Annotated in this window: 16 protein-coding genes; 6 read left to right on the top strand and 10 right to left on the bottom strand. The window is 70.8% G+C overall.

What is annotated here, in order from left to right; all coding sequences use genetic code 11:
* Positions 1-265: 265 nt before the first annotated feature.
* A complete protein-coding gene (locus AC27LF_RS04700; RefSeq protein ID WP_479661600.1) occupies positions 266-2,809 on the bottom strand; it encodes a polynucleotide kinase-phosphatase in 2,544 nt (847 codons plus the stop codon).
* On the bottom strand, positions 2,806-4,266 hold the full coding sequence (locus tag AC27LF_RS04695; RefSeq protein WP_479661601.1) for a 3' terminal RNA ribose 2'-O-methyltransferase Hen1: 1,461 nt from the start codon (positions 4,264-4,266) through the stop codon (positions 2,806-2,808). The genes AC27LF_RS04700 and AC27LF_RS04695 overlap by 4 nt, the downstream gene beginning before the upstream one ends.
* A 200-nt stretch (positions 4,267-4,466) precedes the next feature.
* On the opposite strand from AC27LF_RS04695, the gene AC27LF_RS04690 reads away from it, so the two are divergent.
* Positions 4,467-4,850 (top strand): VOC family protein, encoded by a 384-nt coding sequence (locus AC27LF_RS04690; RefSeq protein ID WP_479661602.1) that lies wholly within the window; start codon positions 4,467-4,469, stop codon positions 4,848-4,850.
* 92 nt (positions 4,851-4,942) lie between these two features.
* On the opposite strand, the gene AC27LF_RS04685 is transcribed toward AC27LF_RS04690, so the two are convergent.
* Both AC27LF_RS04685 and AC27LF_RS04680 read right to left on the bottom strand, forming a co-directional pair.
* Complete coding sequence (locus AC27LF_RS04685; protein WP_479661603.1) at positions 4,943-5,125, bottom strand: hypothetical protein; 183 nt, start codon at positions 5,123-5,125, stop codon at positions 4,943-4,945.
* A gap of 12 nt (positions 5,126-5,137) precedes the next feature.
* Positions 5,138-5,344 (bottom strand): DUF397 domain-containing protein, encoded by a 207-nt coding sequence (locus tag AC27LF_RS04680; protein ID WP_479661604.1) that lies wholly within the window; start codon positions 5,342-5,344, stop codon positions 5,138-5,140.
* Between the two features lie 492 nt (positions 5,345-5,836).
* On the opposite strand from AC27LF_RS04680, the gene AC27LF_RS04675 reads away from it, so the two are divergent.
* Positions 5,837-7,264: an NsdA family TPR-like regulatory protein gene (locus AC27LF_RS04675; RefSeq protein ID WP_479661605.1), complete on the top strand. Its 1,428-nt coding sequence runs from the start codon at positions 5,837-5,839 to the stop codon at positions 7,262-7,264.
* 23 nt (positions 7,265-7,287) lie between these two features.
* Positions 7,288-7,926, top strand: coding sequence for a YdcF family protein (locus AC27LF_RS04670; protein WP_479661606.1), 639 nt, complete (start codon positions 7,288-7,290; stop codon positions 7,924-7,926).
* 137 nt (positions 7,927-8,063) lie between these two features.
* On the opposite strand, the gene AC27LF_RS04665 is transcribed toward AC27LF_RS04670, so the two are convergent.
* Entirely contained in the window at positions 8,064-8,987 is a 924-nt protein-coding gene (locus tag AC27LF_RS04665; protein ID WP_479661607.1) for an LLM class F420-dependent oxidoreductase, read from the bottom strand.
* 180 nt (positions 8,988-9,167) lie between these two features.
* Here AC27LF_RS04665 and AC27LF_RS04660 point away from each other — a divergent pair, with 180 nt between their 5' ends.
* On the top strand, positions 9,168-9,362 hold the full coding sequence (locus AC27LF_RS04660; protein ID WP_479661608.1) for a hypothetical protein: 195 nt from the start codon (positions 9,168-9,170) through the stop codon (positions 9,360-9,362).
* A 153-nt stretch (positions 9,363-9,515) separates the two neighbouring features.
* Here AC27LF_RS04660 and AC27LF_RS04655 read toward each other — a convergent pair whose 3' ends face one another.
* The 4 genes from AC27LF_RS04655 to AC27LF_RS04640 form a co-directional block, all read right to left on the bottom strand.
* Complete coding sequence (locus AC27LF_RS04655; protein ID WP_479661609.1) at positions 9,516-9,989, bottom strand: DUF6099 family protein; 474 nt, start codon at positions 9,987-9,989, stop codon at positions 9,516-9,518.
* Positions 9,990-10,162: 173 nt separating this feature from the next.
* Complete coding sequence (locus tag AC27LF_RS04650; RefSeq protein WP_479661610.1) at positions 10,163-10,549, bottom strand: nucleotide pyrophosphohydrolase; 387 nt, start codon at positions 10,547-10,549, stop codon at positions 10,163-10,165.
* A complete protein-coding gene (locus AC27LF_RS04645; RefSeq protein ID WP_479661611.1) occupies positions 10,546-11,676 on the bottom strand; it encodes an AAA family ATPase in 1,131 nt (376 codons plus the stop codon). Before AC27LF_RS04645 ends, AC27LF_RS04650 begins: the two co-directional genes overlap by 4 nt.
* A gap of 354 nt (positions 11,677-12,030) precedes the next feature.
* Positions 12,031-12,450: a cell division protein SepF gene (locus AC27LF_RS04640; RefSeq protein ID WP_404038090.1), complete on the bottom strand. Its 420-nt coding sequence runs from the start codon at positions 12,448-12,450 to the stop codon at positions 12,031-12,033.
* A 220-nt stretch (positions 12,451-12,670) separates the two neighbouring features.
* On the opposite strand from AC27LF_RS04640, the gene AC27LF_RS04635 reads away from it, so the two are divergent.
* Positions 12,671-14,395, top strand: coding sequence for a hypothetical protein (locus AC27LF_RS04635; protein WP_479661620.1), 1,725 nt, complete (start codon positions 12,671-12,673; stop codon positions 14,393-14,395).
* A gap of 188 nt (positions 14,396-14,583) precedes the next feature.
* Here the strand turns inward: AC27LF_RS04635 and AC27LF_RS04630 are convergent, their stop codons facing one another.
* On the bottom strand, positions 14,584-15,099 hold the full coding sequence (locus tag AC27LF_RS04630) for a YceI family protein (protein ID WP_479661612.1): 516 nt from the start codon (positions 15,097-15,099) through the stop codon (positions 14,584-14,586).
* A gap of 109 nt (positions 15,100-15,208) precedes the next feature.
* Between AC27LF_RS04630 and AC27LF_RS04625 the strand changes: the two genes are divergently transcribed.
* The gene (locus AC27LF_RS04625; RefSeq protein ID WP_479661613.1) at positions 15,209-15,706 is read left to right on the top strand and encodes a MarR family winged helix-turn-helix transcriptional regulator; all 498 of its coding nucleotides are present in this window, start codon (positions 15,209-15,211) and stop codon (positions 15,704-15,706) included.
* Positions 15,707-15,743: the final 37 nt, after the last annotated feature.

Below are 15,743 nucleotides of genomic sequence, written 5' to 3'. Positions count from 1 at the left end.
GCGGCCCCGGAGGGACAAGCCGACGCCGGTCAGCGAGGTCGCAAGGCCGGGGCAGGTCCGGAGCCCGCGCGCCAAGAGGAATCGGGGCACGCGGGCGGGCCAAATCAGCCGCCACCCCACGACAATTCCCGACAGAACAGCCTGCGGACAGGCCGACGCCGGTCAGCGGGACCGCAGGGGTGGGGCGGGTCCGGGGTTGGGGCGCTTTGGTGGGCGGGGCGGCGGGCAGGGGGTTGTGTGTTGCCCCCTGCCCGGGTCAGGTTGGTCACAGGCGTGGGTCGACTGGCTCTGATTCCAGGGAGAGGACCGCGAACACCGCCTCGTGCACCCGCCACAGCGGCTCGGCGTCCGCCAGGCGGTCCAGGGCCTCCAGGCCCAGCGCGTACTCGCGGATCGCCAGCGACCGCTTGTGGTTCAGGAACCGCTGCCGCAGCCGGGCGAGATTGTCCGGGCGGGTGTACTCGGGACCGTAGATGATCCGCAGGTACTCGCGGCCCCGGCACTTGATGCCGGGCTGGACCAGCCGGCCCTGCGGGTCGCGGGCGAGCGCGGCCACCGGTTTGACGACCATGCCCTCGCCGCCCCGCCCGGTCAGCTCCAGCCACCAGTCGACGCCGGCCCGTACCGACTCCGGGTCCCCGGTGTCCACGTACAGCCGGCGCGTGGTCCGCAGCAGCCCGCTCCCGTCATGCTCGACAAGCCGGTCGATCAGGGCCAGCTGCTCGTCGTGCGGCAGACCGGCCAGGCTGCGTCCGCGCACGGCGAGGAGCTGGAACGGGGCGAGCCGCACCCCGTCCAGTCCCTCGGTGGGCCAGCAGTAGCGCCGGTACGCGTCGGTGAACGCGGCCGCGTCGGCGGCCCGCTCCCGCTGGCGGGCGAGCAGCCCGGCCACGTCGACACCGCGCGCCGCCGCGCCCTCCACCGCCGCCAGCACCCCCGGGAACACCGCCCCGGAGGCGGCGCCCACGGCCGCGTACTGGCTGCGCAGCAGCCCCGACGCCTTCAGCGACCACGGCATCAGCTCCGCGTCCAGCAGCAGCCAGTCGGTGTCCAGCCCGTCCCACAGACCGGCCGCGTCCGCCGCCGACCGCAGCCGCCCGAGAACCTGCTCGGTCACGGCCTGGTCGTCGAAGAACGGCCGCCCGGTGCGGGTGTACAGCGCCCCGGTCACCCCCTCCGCCCCGAACCGCACGCGCGCCGTCTCCTCGTCCCGGCACACCAAGGCCACGGCCCGCGAGCCCATGTGCTTCTCCTCGCACACGACCCGCGCGACACCGTCCCCGGCGTACTGCGCGAACGCCTCGGCCGGATGCTCCAGATAGCCCTCGACCCGGCTGGTGGCCGTCGGCGCCATGGTCGGCGGCAGGTACGGCAGCAGCCGCGGATCCACCGCGAACCGGCTCATGACCTCAAGCGCCGCCGCCGCGTTCTCCTCGCGCACCGCGACCCGGCCCGCGTACCGGGTCTCCACGGCCCGCCGGCCGCGCACGTCGTCGAGGTCGAGCGGCCGGCCCTCCCGTCCGCCGGGCGCCTCGCCGCGCAGCGGCTTCACCGGCTCGTACCAGACCCGCTCGGCCGGTACGTCGACCAGTTCCCGCTCCGGCCAGCGCAGCGCGGTCAGCTTGCCGCCGAAGACGGCGCCGGTGTCCAGGCAGATGGTGTTGTTCAGCCAGGACGCCTCGGGCACCGGTGTGTGTCCGTAGACCACGGCCGCCCGGCCCCGGTAGTCCTCCGCCCACGGGTAGCGCACCGGCAGCCCGAACTCGTCGGTCTCGCCGGTGGTGTCGCCGTACAGGGCGTGCGAGCGGACCCGTCCGGAGGTGCGCCCGTGGTACTTCTCCGGCAGTCCCGCGTGACAGACGACGAGCCGCCCGCCGTCGAGGACGTAGTGGCTGACGAGTCCGTCGATGAACTCCCCCACCCGCTGCCGGAATTCCTCGCTCTCCTGCGCCATCTGCCGCACGGTCTCGGCGAGCCCGTGGGTGAGCTGGACCCTGCGGCCCTTCAGGTACCGGCCGTACTTGTTCTCGTGGTTGCCTGGCACGCACAGCGCGCTGCCCGCGGCGACCATCGCCATCACGCGGCGCAGTACGCCCGGGCTGTCCGGGCCGCGGTCGACGAGGTCGCCGACGAACACGGCGGTCCTGCCGTCGGGGTGCACGCCGTCCGTGTAGCCCAACTTGGTCAGCAGGGCGTCGAGTTCGGCGGAGCAGCCGTGGACGTCGCCGATGATGTCGAACGGGCCGGTGAGGTGGGTGAGGTCGTTGAAACGCTTCTCGGTGACGACGCTCGCACCCTCGACCTCGTCCACCCCGCGCAGGATGTGCACCTTGCGGAAGCCCTCGCGCTCCAGGCTCCTGAGCGAGCGGCGCAGTTCGCGGGTGTGCCGACGGATGACCCGGCGCGGCATGCCGGCCCGGTCGGCGCGGGCCGCGTTGCGCTCGGCGCACACCTCCTCGGGCACGTCGAGGACGATGGCGATGGGCAGGACGTCGTGTTTTTTGGCCAGTTCGATCAGCTGCCGTCTGCTGTCCTGCTGCACGCTGGTGGCGTCGACGACGGTGCGGCGGCCCGCGGCCAGCCGCTTCCCGGCGATGTAGTGCAGCACGTCGAACGCGTCCCGGGTGGCGCCCTGGTCGTTCTCGTCGTCACTGACCAGGCCGCGGCAGAAGTCCGAGGAGATGACCTCGGTGGGCTTGAAGTGGCGGCGCGCGAAGGTCGACTTGCCGGAGCCGGACGCGCCGACGAGCACGACGAGGGAGAGGTCGGTGACGGGCAGGACCCGTCCCTTGTGCGGTGTCTCGGTCATGCTGCCTTCGCCTCCTTTGCGCCCAGCGTGAACTCGGCCATCTGCGTGGGCGGTCCGACCTCGGGGTCGTCCGCTCCGACCGGCGTGAACTCCACGTCGTAGCCGTGCCGTTCGGCCACCGCCCGGGCCCAGGCGCGGAACTCCTGCCGGGTCCATTCGAACCGGTGGTCGCCGTGCCGCAGGTGCCCGGCGGGAAGCGTCTCCCAGCGGACGTTGTACTCCGCGTTCGGGGTGGTCACGAGGACGGTGCGGGGGCGGGCCGCGCCGAACACCGCGTACTCAAGGGCGGACAGCCGGGGCGGGTCGACGTGCTCGACGACCTCGCTGAGCACGGCGGCGTCATGGCCCTTGAGCCGCTTGTCGGTGTAGGCGAGCGAGCCCTGGAACAACCGGACGCGGGATGCCTGGCGCTCGCCCATGCGGTCGAGTCCCAGCCGCCGGGAGGCGATGGTGAGCGCCCGCATCGACACGTCGACGCCGGTGATCTCGGTGAACGACGGGTCCTTCAACAGCGCCTGCACCAACTGGCCCTGTCCGCAGCCGAGATCGAGGACCCGGGTCGCGCCGGAGCGCTTCAGCGCGTCGAGGATCGCCTGCCGGCGCAGCACGGCGAGCGGGGTCGGCTTCTCCTCGGTCTCGGTCTCCTGCGCGACCGCGTTGTCGATGTCCTCGACCGCGCTGTCGTCGGCCTCGGCCAGCCGCACCAGTTCAAGCCGCTCCATCGCCTGCCGGGTCAGCGACCAGCGGCGGGTCAGATAGCGGCTGGCGATGAGCCGCTGCTCCGGATGGCCGGGCAGCCAGCCCTCGCCCGCGCGCAGCAGCTTGTCGACCTCGTCGGACGACACCCAGTAGTGCTTGGCGTCGTCGAGGACCGGGAGCAGCACGTAGAGGTGGCGCAGCGCCTCGGCGAGGGTCAGGGTCCGCGACTCCAGGACGAGTCCGACGTACCGCGAATCGCCCCACTCGGGGAACTGGGCGTCCAGCGCGACCGGTTCGGCCGTGACCGTCCAGCCCAGCGGTTCGAAGAGGCGTCGTACGAGGTCGGGGCCGCCGCGCGCGGGCAGCGCCGGGACCTGCACGCGCAGCGGCAGCGGTGCGGCGGCCCGCTCGGGGCGGGCGCGGCACACGCCTCGCATGGCGCTGGAGAAGACGTTGCCCAGGGCCACGGCGAGCAGCGAGGAGGCCGCGTAGGGGCGGTCGTTGACGTACTGCGCGAGCGCCGCGTCCGGAGCGCCGCCGCGGCCCTTCGTCTTGCCCCGCCGTACCAGCGCCACCGTATCCACTTCCAGCAGCAGCGCCGCCGTGCAGCGCCGCACGCTCGCCTCCGGGTAGAGGACGTGCGCGGTGCCGAGGGAGGTGGCGAACGTCTGCGCCTTGTCGGGATGCTTGTGCAGCAGAAACCCGAGGTCGGTGGCGGGGTTGGTGTCGTCGCCCGTGGTGGAGATCGTCAGGAACACGTGAGCGAGTATGGGTGTCGGCGGACCCGCGGCGGTACTGAATTACCTCGGGCCGACTGCATAGCCTCGGGTCGGCTGCATTGCCTCGGCACGGCTGCATTCCTCGGCACGATTGCATTGCCTCGGGCCGGCCGCATTGCCTCGGGTCGGCTGCGGATACTCGATTCCCCCTCCCGGGGCGGCTCCGTACACTCGCGGGCATGGCATGCCGCATCAGTGAGCTGGTCATCGACGCCGCCGACCCCGACCGACTCGCCGCGTTCTGGAGCGATGTCCTCGGCTACGTCGAACTCGGCCGGGAAGACGACGGAAGCATCGAGATCGGGCCGCCCGGCGTCGGTTTCGGCGGGCCGCAGCCCACCCTGGTCATCAGCCCCAGCAGCGACCCGCGGCCCGGGAAGCTCCGGCTGCACATCGACGTCAACGCCACCGACCGCGACCAGGACGCCGAGTTGGAGCGGCTGCTCGCCCTCGGCGCAAGGCCCGCCGACGTCGGCCAGAGCGGCACCGAAACCTGGCACGTCCTGGCCGACCCGGAAGGCAACGAGTTCTGCCTCCTCCACACCCGCCTCCAGCCCCTCTGACCCCACGGCACGTCAGACAACACAGAAGCCCGCACGGCACTTGGGCCGCACGGGGCGTTTTGGCGTCTGAGGCGGTTCAGCGAGTACCAGGCTCACTGGTGTAGGTCCCGGTACTCGTCCAGCTTGCGCAGCGCGCTGTTCAGCGTCGGCCGGTAGCCGGGGCAGACCTGCTCACGGGGCAGCGTCCAGACGTGCCAGCACGACAGGCACCACAGCACCCCGGAGTGTTCCGGGTCGGGTTCTGCGCCGCTGCCACACTGCGGACACTGCCCCATGAGAACCACTCCCTACGCCGTGACGTCGAACTCGCCCAGCTTGGCACCGGTCAGAAAGTCGGTCCACTCGACCGCCGTGAACTCGACCGTAAGACCGGTCTTGGAACTGCGGACCGCAACCTTGCCGAAAACGTTCGTCGCCACCTCGACACAGCGCGGGTCGTTGTTGTTGTACGTGCACGCCGTAGAACGCGCGTCCCTTGCTGGTGACCAGGGCACGCACCCGCGCGGCTTCGTGCTCGGGGAGTCCGGCGCGTTGCAGCGCAGCCCGGAGCAGTGCCGTCGTGTGTTCCGCCTCAGCGCGTGCGCTCTTGTACTGGTCCATGGGGATCACTGCGCCACCCGTTTCAGGGCGCAATCCGAGTGCCAGTACGCCACGATCGGGGTTGCGTCCCGGCGGGCGAGCATTCCCCCGCTTCCGTCCGCCGCTGCCGTTGGGGGAGTCTGGTTGTAGCTTTGAGCATGTCGTCAACCCCTTACCGGTTGGTGGCCACGCCCTCGGACCGTCGCCACGGTCGCGGGGGTTCGTGTTGTCCAGCGCGCGGGTGGCGCCGCCGGAAGAGCTTCAGCCGGGCGGGGCTCCTCACGGAACAGCGAACGGGGAACCCCGCAAGCCCATTTGGGGAACCCCGTATCGGCTCGTTCGGGGTTCCCCGCTGGAGCCCTGGGGCTACGCTGGCCCTAGATCACTTCGGTTTGGTAGGTGGCTACATGGATGACCGCGCGGCTCAGCGGAGCGGATATCCGCTGACGATTCCTGACGCGCTCCTCAACAGCGAAGCCATGCGGCAAGCCTGTGCCGCCCGGAACTTCCAAGAGATCTTCCGGCTTGTCAATCGCCGTACCGGATCAAGTCACGCTGGGATGGCGGCAGCTATCGGGAAGATGACCAGTTCTCGGGTCAGTGACATCATCCGTGGCGTCAGGGGCATCCGTGGGCGAGAAGTCATCGAACGTGTAGCGGATGGATTCGGCATCCCAGGGGAAATGCTCGGATTGCCGACGCGCTCGTGGGAATGCAACAGCAGCCCTGCACAGCCTGACGCCGAGATTTACCATGCCTCTGAAGGAACAGCGCCACAACGAGGGGAGGCGGTAGGCGTCGACCGGCGCGTTTTCGTCTCTGCTTCTGCTGCCGCTCTGTCAGCTGCTGCGACACAGATCAACCGGGGGCAACGCGTCATTCAGACTCTCGAAGTAATGAGCAATGACAGTGCGAACATGCTTCCTGTTGTTCTCGGTGAGCTTATCGATCACTACACCCTGACGATTTACTCCATGCCACCGACAGAGGTTTATGAAGAACTACTCACCGTCAGGGACTATGCAAGCAGCTTTCTCGAAACTGCCATGCCTGGTGGGCAGCGAAGGGACATCACGCTGTCTGTCGGCTGGCTTTCCTGCCTCCTAGGCATCGCTGCGTGCGACATGGGTGCGCATGCAGCAGCGCATATCTGGTGCAGTGACGCCGAACGGCGAAGCCAAGAAGTCGGGCACCCGGAATTGTCGGGATGGGCTGTTCTCACAAAGTCTCTGATTGCCTTCTACCAGGGACGACCTCACCAGTCCGTGGCGCTGACCTCCCAAGGTCAGAGTGTCACCACGTCGGGGACTCTGGTTCATGCGAAACTAGCCACACAAGAAATGCGGGCAGCAGCGATGACCGGCGACGCAGGCCGCACGGAAACGGCAAGGCGCTATGCCTCGAAGGAAATGAAGAAGTTGCCTGACGATGTGAAGGTCACGGGGGCCTTCTCTATTTCCCCTGGGGAAGACCCTCCGTACACAGCCACATCGTTGATGCTGCTGGGGCGCCACGAAGAGGCAGTGACTGCCACCACCCGCGTACTGCAAACGCTCTATCGACCCGAAGCGCGGCAGCGCGGTGAACACCCATCGAGTTACGCCCGCGCTCTGCTCATCCTGGGGCTTGCCCAAGCAGGAGCCGGAAACCTGGATGAAGCCGTGTCCGCCGGGTACTACGCGCTCGCGGGAAGCCGTCCGGCATGGCCGACGGTAACTCTTGCCGGAAAACTCAGCCGCGTGCTTGAACGTGACTTCGCCAACGCTAAGCAGGTAGAGGAGTACCAAGCTCGATATCTGGAAGTGACTGGCCAACTAACCGGAAACATCATCTAGTCATTCACTCTCGGAGGGGCGCAATGAGCGGTACCGATCTCAGCGCGGAGCAGATTCGTGAAATCGTCAGTTTCGTGGACATTGAGGCACCACCGCCACAGGACGAACCAACCGCCCACTTTTTGTTCGGGACGAACCAGCCTCAGCCGGTCGAAATCGCGACACAGCGGTATCACAAAGGACTTGCGCCACTGATCATCGCAACCGGAGGAATCAATCGGCACACAGGAATCGTGGAAGCCCACATGTTCCGCGAGCTTCTTATTGAACGTGGAGTCCCTGACAATGTAATTCGGTGCGAAGATCACGCAGTCAATACATGGCAAAACGTAGAATTCTCCCTCCCTCACCTGCGGGAAGCTCTGGAATCGGGATTGAAGCTCACCGCAGTTAGTAAGTGGTATCATCGCCGAACTCTTCATTGCCTGGCAACGCTAATACCCGAAATTGGCCCCTTTTACGGAATTTCCTGGGACCCGATCTACGCGGGCACGGTGATCAGTCGCACGGATTGGCCTGAGATTCCCGACGGCAAGCGCCGAGTGATCCGCGAATGGGAAGAAGTCCCCCGGCGGGTCTCAGAGGGAATTTTCAGGGACGTCACTGTTGTCGATGGAGCCTGGCGAAGCCGAACCGGACCCGACGGTCCGCCAGAAACATGAAAGGCCCGTACCGGCCACCAGGAAGGACCGCCCCGGCTGCCTGGGCACTCCCCCACCCTGCCCCGCGTAGGTGCCGCGTGGGGTCAGGGTGGTGGGGTGCGACGTGGGTGGAGGGGCCAGGCGGGGCGGGGTAGGGGTTACGACAGCTGGGTCTGGATCTGGGATGCGATCAGTTCCAGGTGGTCCAGGTCGGTGAGGTCCAGGACCTGGAGGTAGATCCGTTCGGAGCCGATCTCCGCGTACTTGCCGATCTTGTCGACGACCTCGGCCGGGGAGCCGGCCAGGCCGTTGGCCTTCAGCTCCTCGACCTCGCGGCCGATCACGGCGGCCCGGCGGGCGACCTCCTGGTCGTCCCGGCCGACGCAGACGACGAGGGCGTTGGAGTACGTGATGTCGTCGGCGGCACGCCCGGCCGCCTCCGCGGCGGCACGGACCCGGCCGAACTGCCGCTCGCTGTCCTCGATCGAGGCGAACGGCATGTTGAACTCGTCGGCGTAGCGTGCGGTCAGCCGCGGCGTACGGGTCGCCCCGTGCCCGCCGATCAGCACCGGGATCTTCGCCTGGGCGGGCTTGGGCAGCGCGGGCGAGCCGGTCAGGTCGTAGTAGGTGCCGTGGAAGTCGAAGGTGTCCCCGACCTTGGTCTCCCACAGTCCGGTGACGATGGCCAGCTGTTCCTCAAGGCGGCCGAACTTCTCCTTCGGGAACGGGATGCCGTACGCCTTGTGCTCCTCCTCGAACCAGCCCGCGCCCAGCCCCAGTTCGACCCGGCCGCCGGACATCTGGTCGACCTGCGCGACCTGGATGGCGAGGACGCCGGGCAGCCGGAAGGTGCCCGCGGTCATCAGCGTGCCGAGCCGGATGCGCTTGGTCTCGCGGGCGAGCCCGGCCAGGGTGATCCAGGCGTCGGTGGGGCCGGGCAGCCCGTCCACGCTGCCCATGCGCAGGTAGTGGTCCGAGCGGAAGAACGCGTCGAAGCCGAGGTCTTCGGTGGCCTTGGCCACGGCGAGCAAGGTGTCGTAGGTCGCCCCCTGCTGGGGCTCGGTGAAGATGCGAAGGTCCATACATCCATCCTGCACGCCGTCGCCCTTCCCGACCCCACCGGCACCCCCGGTCACCGCAGTCCCCGGGCGGGTGAAATCACGTCAACCGCGCGCCCCGCTGCCGTGGCGGCGGTGACCGGCCCCCGCGATCATCGTTGGGCGGTGGGGGCCGGACCGTCCGGCGTCCGCGAGGAGGCCGTCATGTCGGAAGAGTCCGTGCCGCTCCCTGCGGGGTCCGGGCAGCCGAAGGGGTTGCTGGAGCAGATGGAGGAGTTGATGGCCGCCCTGAACGCGGACCTGTCCGCTCTGAACGCGGATCTGTCCGCTCTGGGGGTGGATCTGCAGTCGGCCGGGGCGCACCGCCGCGCGCCCGCGGACGAGGCCGATCTCGGCTGAGGCGCGGCCGGTCGGCGCCGGCCCGCGCCAAGCGCTCCGCTGGACATGCCGCGATATGCCGTCGATCGTCTGCGGCACCGTAGTGGCTGCTCGCGCAGTTCCCCGCGCCCCTTCGGGGCGCTGTCGAACCGCAGCGGACTTCACTGGACCTGCTTAGCCCACCTCCGTCTCCGGCATCGCCGCCTCCTCTCTGGCGGCCAGCTTGCGCAGCATCTCCCGCACCCGGTCGCGGGACTCGTCCGCCGCGTCGATCGCCTCCATGCACTGCCAGTACGTCGCCTCGTCGGCCGCGGCGCTGGCCAGCCCGACCAGGGCGATGCCGACCTCCGCGAGCAGGCCGCCCAGGCACAGCAGCGTGTGGCGGGCGTCGTCCAGTTCGGTGAGCTGGGCCGCGCGCAGGTCCCCGGGGTCGAGGTCCGGCGCGTCCAGGACGCCGCAGCCCCGGCCCGCCAGCTCCGTCAGGCCCAGTGCCTCGCCACGCAGTTCGGGTGGTCCGGAGACCGCCAGACGGCTGCCGATCGCCTGGGCCAGGGCCTGTGCCTGCCACACCTCCGCCAGGGTCTGCGGCGCGTCACCGCCCGCGGTCAGGGCGCGCCTGCTCGTCCCGATGAGCCGCACCGCGTCCATGCGCTGCCCCCGTCCCTCCGACGTGCTCCTCGCACGTCTCGCCCTCGCTGCGCCGTCCACTACCCAGAGTGAAGGCCCGTGGGACGAAAAGCCAGAGGAAGACGGAAATCTGTGGACAACAATTCGGATTCGACGGCTACTTTGACTCCGGAGAGTGAAAGCGGAGCGTAAGGTTACGTGCCCGCGCCCCCGCCGCTCACCGGTCCGCGCTGCGTTCCGCCCCCGGCGCCGTCCCCCGGCACCGGGAACCTCCGCTCGTTCCGGTCGATCTTCGCGTCCAGCGCGGACAGCGGGTCGACGCCCAGCACTTCGCACAGTTGGAGCAGATAGGCGAGGACGTCGGCGATCTCGTCCGTGACCCGGTGCGCCGAGTCCGGGTCGGCCATGACGCGGGCCGACTCCTCGGGCGTCAACCACTGGAAGATCTCGACCAGTTCGGATGCTTCCACGCTGAGGGCGGTCGCCAGGTTCTTGGGGGTGTGGTAGGGCTGCCAGTTCCGGGCGGCCGCGAACTCGGCCAGGCGGCGCTGCAGTGTGGCCACGTCCAGGTGTTCCGTCACGGTTCCAGGTGTACCACCGGGTCCATGTCCACCACCGTGACCCCGTCCGTCCCGGCGGCCCACGAGGCGTCGCTCACCGCCCCGACGAACCGGATGTGCCCGAGCGCGCACATCCGCGCCGCGAGCCGCAGCAGCCCGCCGCGCTGGCGCCCGTCCAGGGCCCGGTCGAGGCCGTCGGCGAGGACGGTGAGGCCGCGCATCGCGTCGGGCACCTCGCCCGGCGCGTCGACATCGAGCACGCCCGGCCCGGTGAGCAGCACCAAAGCCAGTGCCAGATAGCGGAGTTCGCCGTCGCCTAGCCGGCCGGCGTCGGAGCGGACGCCGTCGCCCCGGTCGAGCAGCGCCCGTACGGTGCCGTCGCCCAGCGGCTCGGCGAGCAGGTCGGTCACGGGGCCGCGGCAGCCCTCGCGCACCGCGGCGACGAGCTGCGCGTACCGGCGCCCGCACTCCGACCGGGTGCGCCACAGGACGTCGGCGAGGTTGTCGCAGCCGGGCAGCAGCCGCCCGGAGCCCAGCGGGACGGGCCCGCGCATCCGGTCGGGCCGCGGATCACAGGCGAAGACGGAGCGCAGGGCGACCACGGTCTGCTCCGCGGCGGCGAGCACCTGCCGCTGTCCGTCGGTCTTGCCGGCCACGCGCAGCGGCAGCAGCGCGGTGCCGAGGCGGTCGTCGGGGAGCGGGGCGCGGGTGACGGGGGCCGTGCCCGCCGTGTGCCAGGCGGCCTGAACGGCGTGCCGCGCGGGGTCGCGCAGCGCGGTCTCCAGGAGGGTCCGCCCGCCCGCCGTCAACCGCTCGCCCACAATGCGCAGTTCGGGCTCCGCCTGGACGGCGACGTCCAGCCGGACCGGGCCCTCGGGGCCGTCCGCGGTGCATCCGATGCGGAAGCCGCGGCGGCGCTGGGCGTCGGGTCTTGCCCGCTCGGGCACGCAGTCGGCCGGGTCCGGGAAGACGTCCGCGAGCGGGGCGCCGCCGGCGAGCCGGGCCAGCGCCTCGTACGCCCGCAGCGCGGTCGTCTTGCCGCTCCCGCTGGGCCCCGCGAGCAGGGTGAGCGGCCCCAGCGGGAACCCGGCACGGCGGTGCCCTGCGAACGCGGACAGCCGCAGTTCGGTCAGCCCCGGCCGCACCATCCCCTCGGGCCGCGCCGGTCGACCCGAGGGGACCCGGGAGCCCGGGGACGGGCGAGCACCCGACGACGTACCCGAATCCGAGGGGACGCGGGAACCCGGAGGCGCGGGAGCACCCGACGGCGCGCGAGAACCCGAGGGCAGGCGGGCACCCGGCGGCGTACCGGAATCCGACGGCGCGCGGGAACCCGGTGGTGTGGGGGCGCCCGGCGGCGGCAGCCCGCCGGTTCGGGGGTGCGCTGGGTGCGGGACGGGCGCGGCGGACGCGCGGGGCTCGGCCATGTCCGGACCCTAGGACTCCGGTGCCCGGGCGAACCGTTCCGTCCGCGGCACCTTCCTACGAACGGGGGACCGGGCTCAGCCGCCGGAGACGCCGGCGCCCGCCATGAGTCCGCTGACCTCGATGCCGGGCGGGGTGAGCAGGAACACATTGCGGTCGACGCGGTGCATGCCGCTGCCCAGTCCGAAGACGACGCCGGTACTGAAGTCGAGGACGCGCTTGGCGACGTCGGTCTCGGCGCTGCTCAGGTCGAGCAGGACGGGTATGCCGGCCATCACGGTCTCGGCGACCTCGCGGGCGTCCGCGAACACGTTGATCCGCAGGACCACGAACCGGCGGCGGGTCTCGGTCTCCGCCTCGGGCAGCGCACGATGGTCCACCGCGGACGGCCAGGCGTCCCGGCCCCGCAGCGGCACGACCTGGGCGAGCCCTTCCCACTGTTCATCGGTGGCGTCGTAACGGCTCACCGGCTCCCCCCGATCTGACTCGCAGTCCATGCCTTCACCGGCCAATTCTTACGCCAAGTCACCCGTTCGGCCCAACAGCGACACGAAGCGCGACCGACTCCGGCCACCCCACCGCCGGCGGAACTTCGAGCACGTGTACCCATACGCCCGGTTCTTACCGCCCTCACACCGGACTCTTCGCCTCCCGTGACGCCCCGCTCACCGACCGCGACTACGGTCCCATGCCGTGCACTTGGCAGAAACACAGCAGGTGACACCCGGGCGGCGGACGCAGTCGGTGGTGTCCGCCGCCCGGGAGAAACCCGGCACTCCCGCGCAGTGGCACCGCGTCCTCACGCTCCTGGCCGATGTGAGCCTGTTCATCGGCACCCGGTCGGTGTGGACGCAGGCGGCCACGCACCGCATGGTCCTCGCGGCCGTCATCTCCGTGTGCTACGCGGCCGTCCTGGTCACCGGGGTGCTGGCCCTGACGGTCCGTCGGACCCGTTCGCTGGCCCGTCTCGACCTGGTGGTGCTGGTGACGGCGGTCACGCTGGTCCTGTGCACCTGGGCGCTGAACCACAGCGGCGGCGACGAGGCGGTCCTCACCACCCAGGCCGCCCGGGAACTCGCCGCCGGGCACCCCGTCTACGGGCAGCCCTGGCCCTGGCTGTTCACCGGGAAGGGCGTGGCCCTGACACCGACGACCAGCGGCGGCTACGACCTGACGTACGGCTATCCGCCGCTGGCGCCGCTGCTGACCGCGCCGCTGCTGTGGCTGGGCCATGGCGGCGCGCCCGCCACGGCGGTGAGCACCGCAGCCCTCGTCGTGGGCGCGGTCACGCTGTGGCGGATGCTGCCCGCGCCGTGGCGGTCGGCGGCGACCATGGCCTGCCTGGGCTTCGGCTTCCTGCCGACGTACGCGCGGCTCGGCTACCCGGCGATCATCGGGCTGGCCCTGCTGGTGCCGGTGGTGGTGCGCTGGCCGCGGATCGGGCGGGGCGGGCGGCTGGGCGCCGCCGGGATCGCCCGGGCGGCCTGTCTGGGCGCGGCCTGCGCCGCCCAGCAACTGCCCTGGTTCCTCGCGCCGTTCCTGCTGGCCGGCATCTACGCCGTGCGCCGCGGTGAGCTGGGCGGCCGGGCGGCGGGGCTGCTGATTCTGCGACTGGCCGGGGTCGCCGCCATCTGCTGGCTGCTGATCAACACGTACTTCCTGGTGCGGCAGCCGGGCCCCTGGCTGGAGGGGATCGCGCTGCCGCTCACCCAGGGCGCGGTGCTGCACGGGCAGGGCCTGGTGGGCGTCTCGCTGTACTTCACCGACGGCAGCGACCGGCTTGACTGGTACGCGCACGCGAGCATGTTCCTGGCGGCCGCGCTGCTCGCGCTGTTCGTGCTGTTCGTCCGGCGGCTGGGTCCCGCGGCGACCGTGCTGCCCTGGTGCGCCTTCTATCTGGCGACGCGCTCCCAGGACGGCTACTACCTGATGATGACGCCGCTGTGGCTGGCGGGTGCGGTGACCGCGGCGCCCGCGGAGTTCGAGCATGCCTGGCAGCCGCGGCCCCGGCCGCTGACGGGGGTACGCCGCGGGCCGGCGCTGGCCGCCGTGAGCGCGCTGCTGGTCTCGCCTGCGCTGCTGAGCGCGGCCCTCGCGGTGACCGGCACGCCGCCGCTGCGCATGCGGGTCGCCTCGGTGCGGAACGCCTCGGCCGGCGTGGTCTCGGCGCTCACCCTGCGGGTGACGAACTCGGCGGGCGACGCGCTCACCCCGCACTTCACGCTCACCACGGGGCAGGGCATGAACCGGTACTGGTCCCTGGTACGCGGCCCGGCGACCCTTCCCGCCCACGGCACGGCGACCCTGGAACTCCGCCCGCCCAAGGGCCGCTTCACCGTCCCCGGCCCGCACACACGAATCCGCCTACGCGCCTTCACCGCCACCCCCCAAACCCTGTCGAGCCAGGACGTACACCTACGAACCCTCGACCCCTCGGGCTGACATCCGGCACACGCGAACCGCCACAGCCCAAGCGACCACCGGCACCGGCACCACGCGCCACCGGCCAGTTCGCGGCGACGGGCGCGCGAAGAGGCAGCCGGGGGCGGGAGGCGCGAGCCGACGGCCGGTTCTCGCCGCCGCGCGACCCGCGACCGAGCCGGGGCCGGGGCGGGAGCCGGTGGGGCGGTTCAGGCCGGGGTGTGGGTGAAGCGGAGGATGGTGGTGATCGTCGTCAGGCCGCGGATCATGCCGAGCTGGTTCCAGCCGAGGCCGAACTGCTCCCGGTCCACCGTGAATTCGGCCTCCAGCGAGAGCGCGTCGGCATCGGCCCGCACGACCCTCGCGGTCAGCGTCTGCGGCCTGCTGATGCCCCGTACCGTCAGCCGGCCGGTGACCTCGGCGGTGTCGCCGTCGCGGAGTTCGGCGCCCTGCACCGTGAAGGTGATCTCCGGGTGGTTGTCCGCGTCGAGGAAGTCGGCCGAGCGCAGATGGGCGTCGCGCTTGGCGTTCTTGGTGTCCAGGGAGGCGGCGCCCAGGGTCACGGTGCCGGTGGCGGAGCCGTCGGGCCGGACCTCGCCCTGTCCGGCCACCGCGGCGAAGGTGCCCTTGACGGTGACCAGGCCCCAGAAGGTCTTGTGCCGCAGGGTGACGGCGGAGGCGGCGGGGTCGACCTGCCAGAGACCCGTTTCCACGGCGACGGTCATGGTCGTGCTCCTTCGAATGACGGATTCGAGTAGATGGTTCAAATTTGGATGAGCTGTGGGTCAACGCTAGCCCACGATCCAAATTTGGACAACAGGTAGACTCACTCTCATGGCCGCCCACCACCAACCCCCCGCCGACCAGCCCGAATGCCCCTCCGCGGAGGGAACAGGGTTGCTCCCCGGCGAGTTGCGCGCCTGGATGCTGCTGCTGGCCGCGACCGCGGCGGCGGAGCAGCGGCTGCGGTCCGTGGTGAAACAGACCCTGGACGTCTCGCACGACGAGTTCCTGATCCTGTGCCTGCTGGCCGAACAGCCGCAGGGCGGCCTGCGCATGACCCGGATCGCCGACCTGCTCGGCCGCCCCAAGACCCGGCTCACCTACCAGATCGCCTGCCTCCAGCGGCCGGGCCTGGTCACCCGCAGAGCCGTCTGCGGCGACAAGCGGGGCGTGGAGGTCACCCTGACCGACAAGGCACGGCGGTTGCTGCGGGAGTCCTCAGGACTGCTCGCCGAGGCGGTCAAGGACGCGCTGGCCGAGTCCGTCGGACCGGCCCAGCGCGCGGCCGTGCTCGGCCTGCTGCCCGGACTCGCGGACGGCACCCGCTGAACGTCCCAGCCGCGACCCCCGTCCCGCGAGGCGCCCC

This window comes from Streptomyces diversicolor, assembly GCF_057537855.1.
This window is presented reverse-complemented; position numbering and strand designations above follow the sequence as displayed.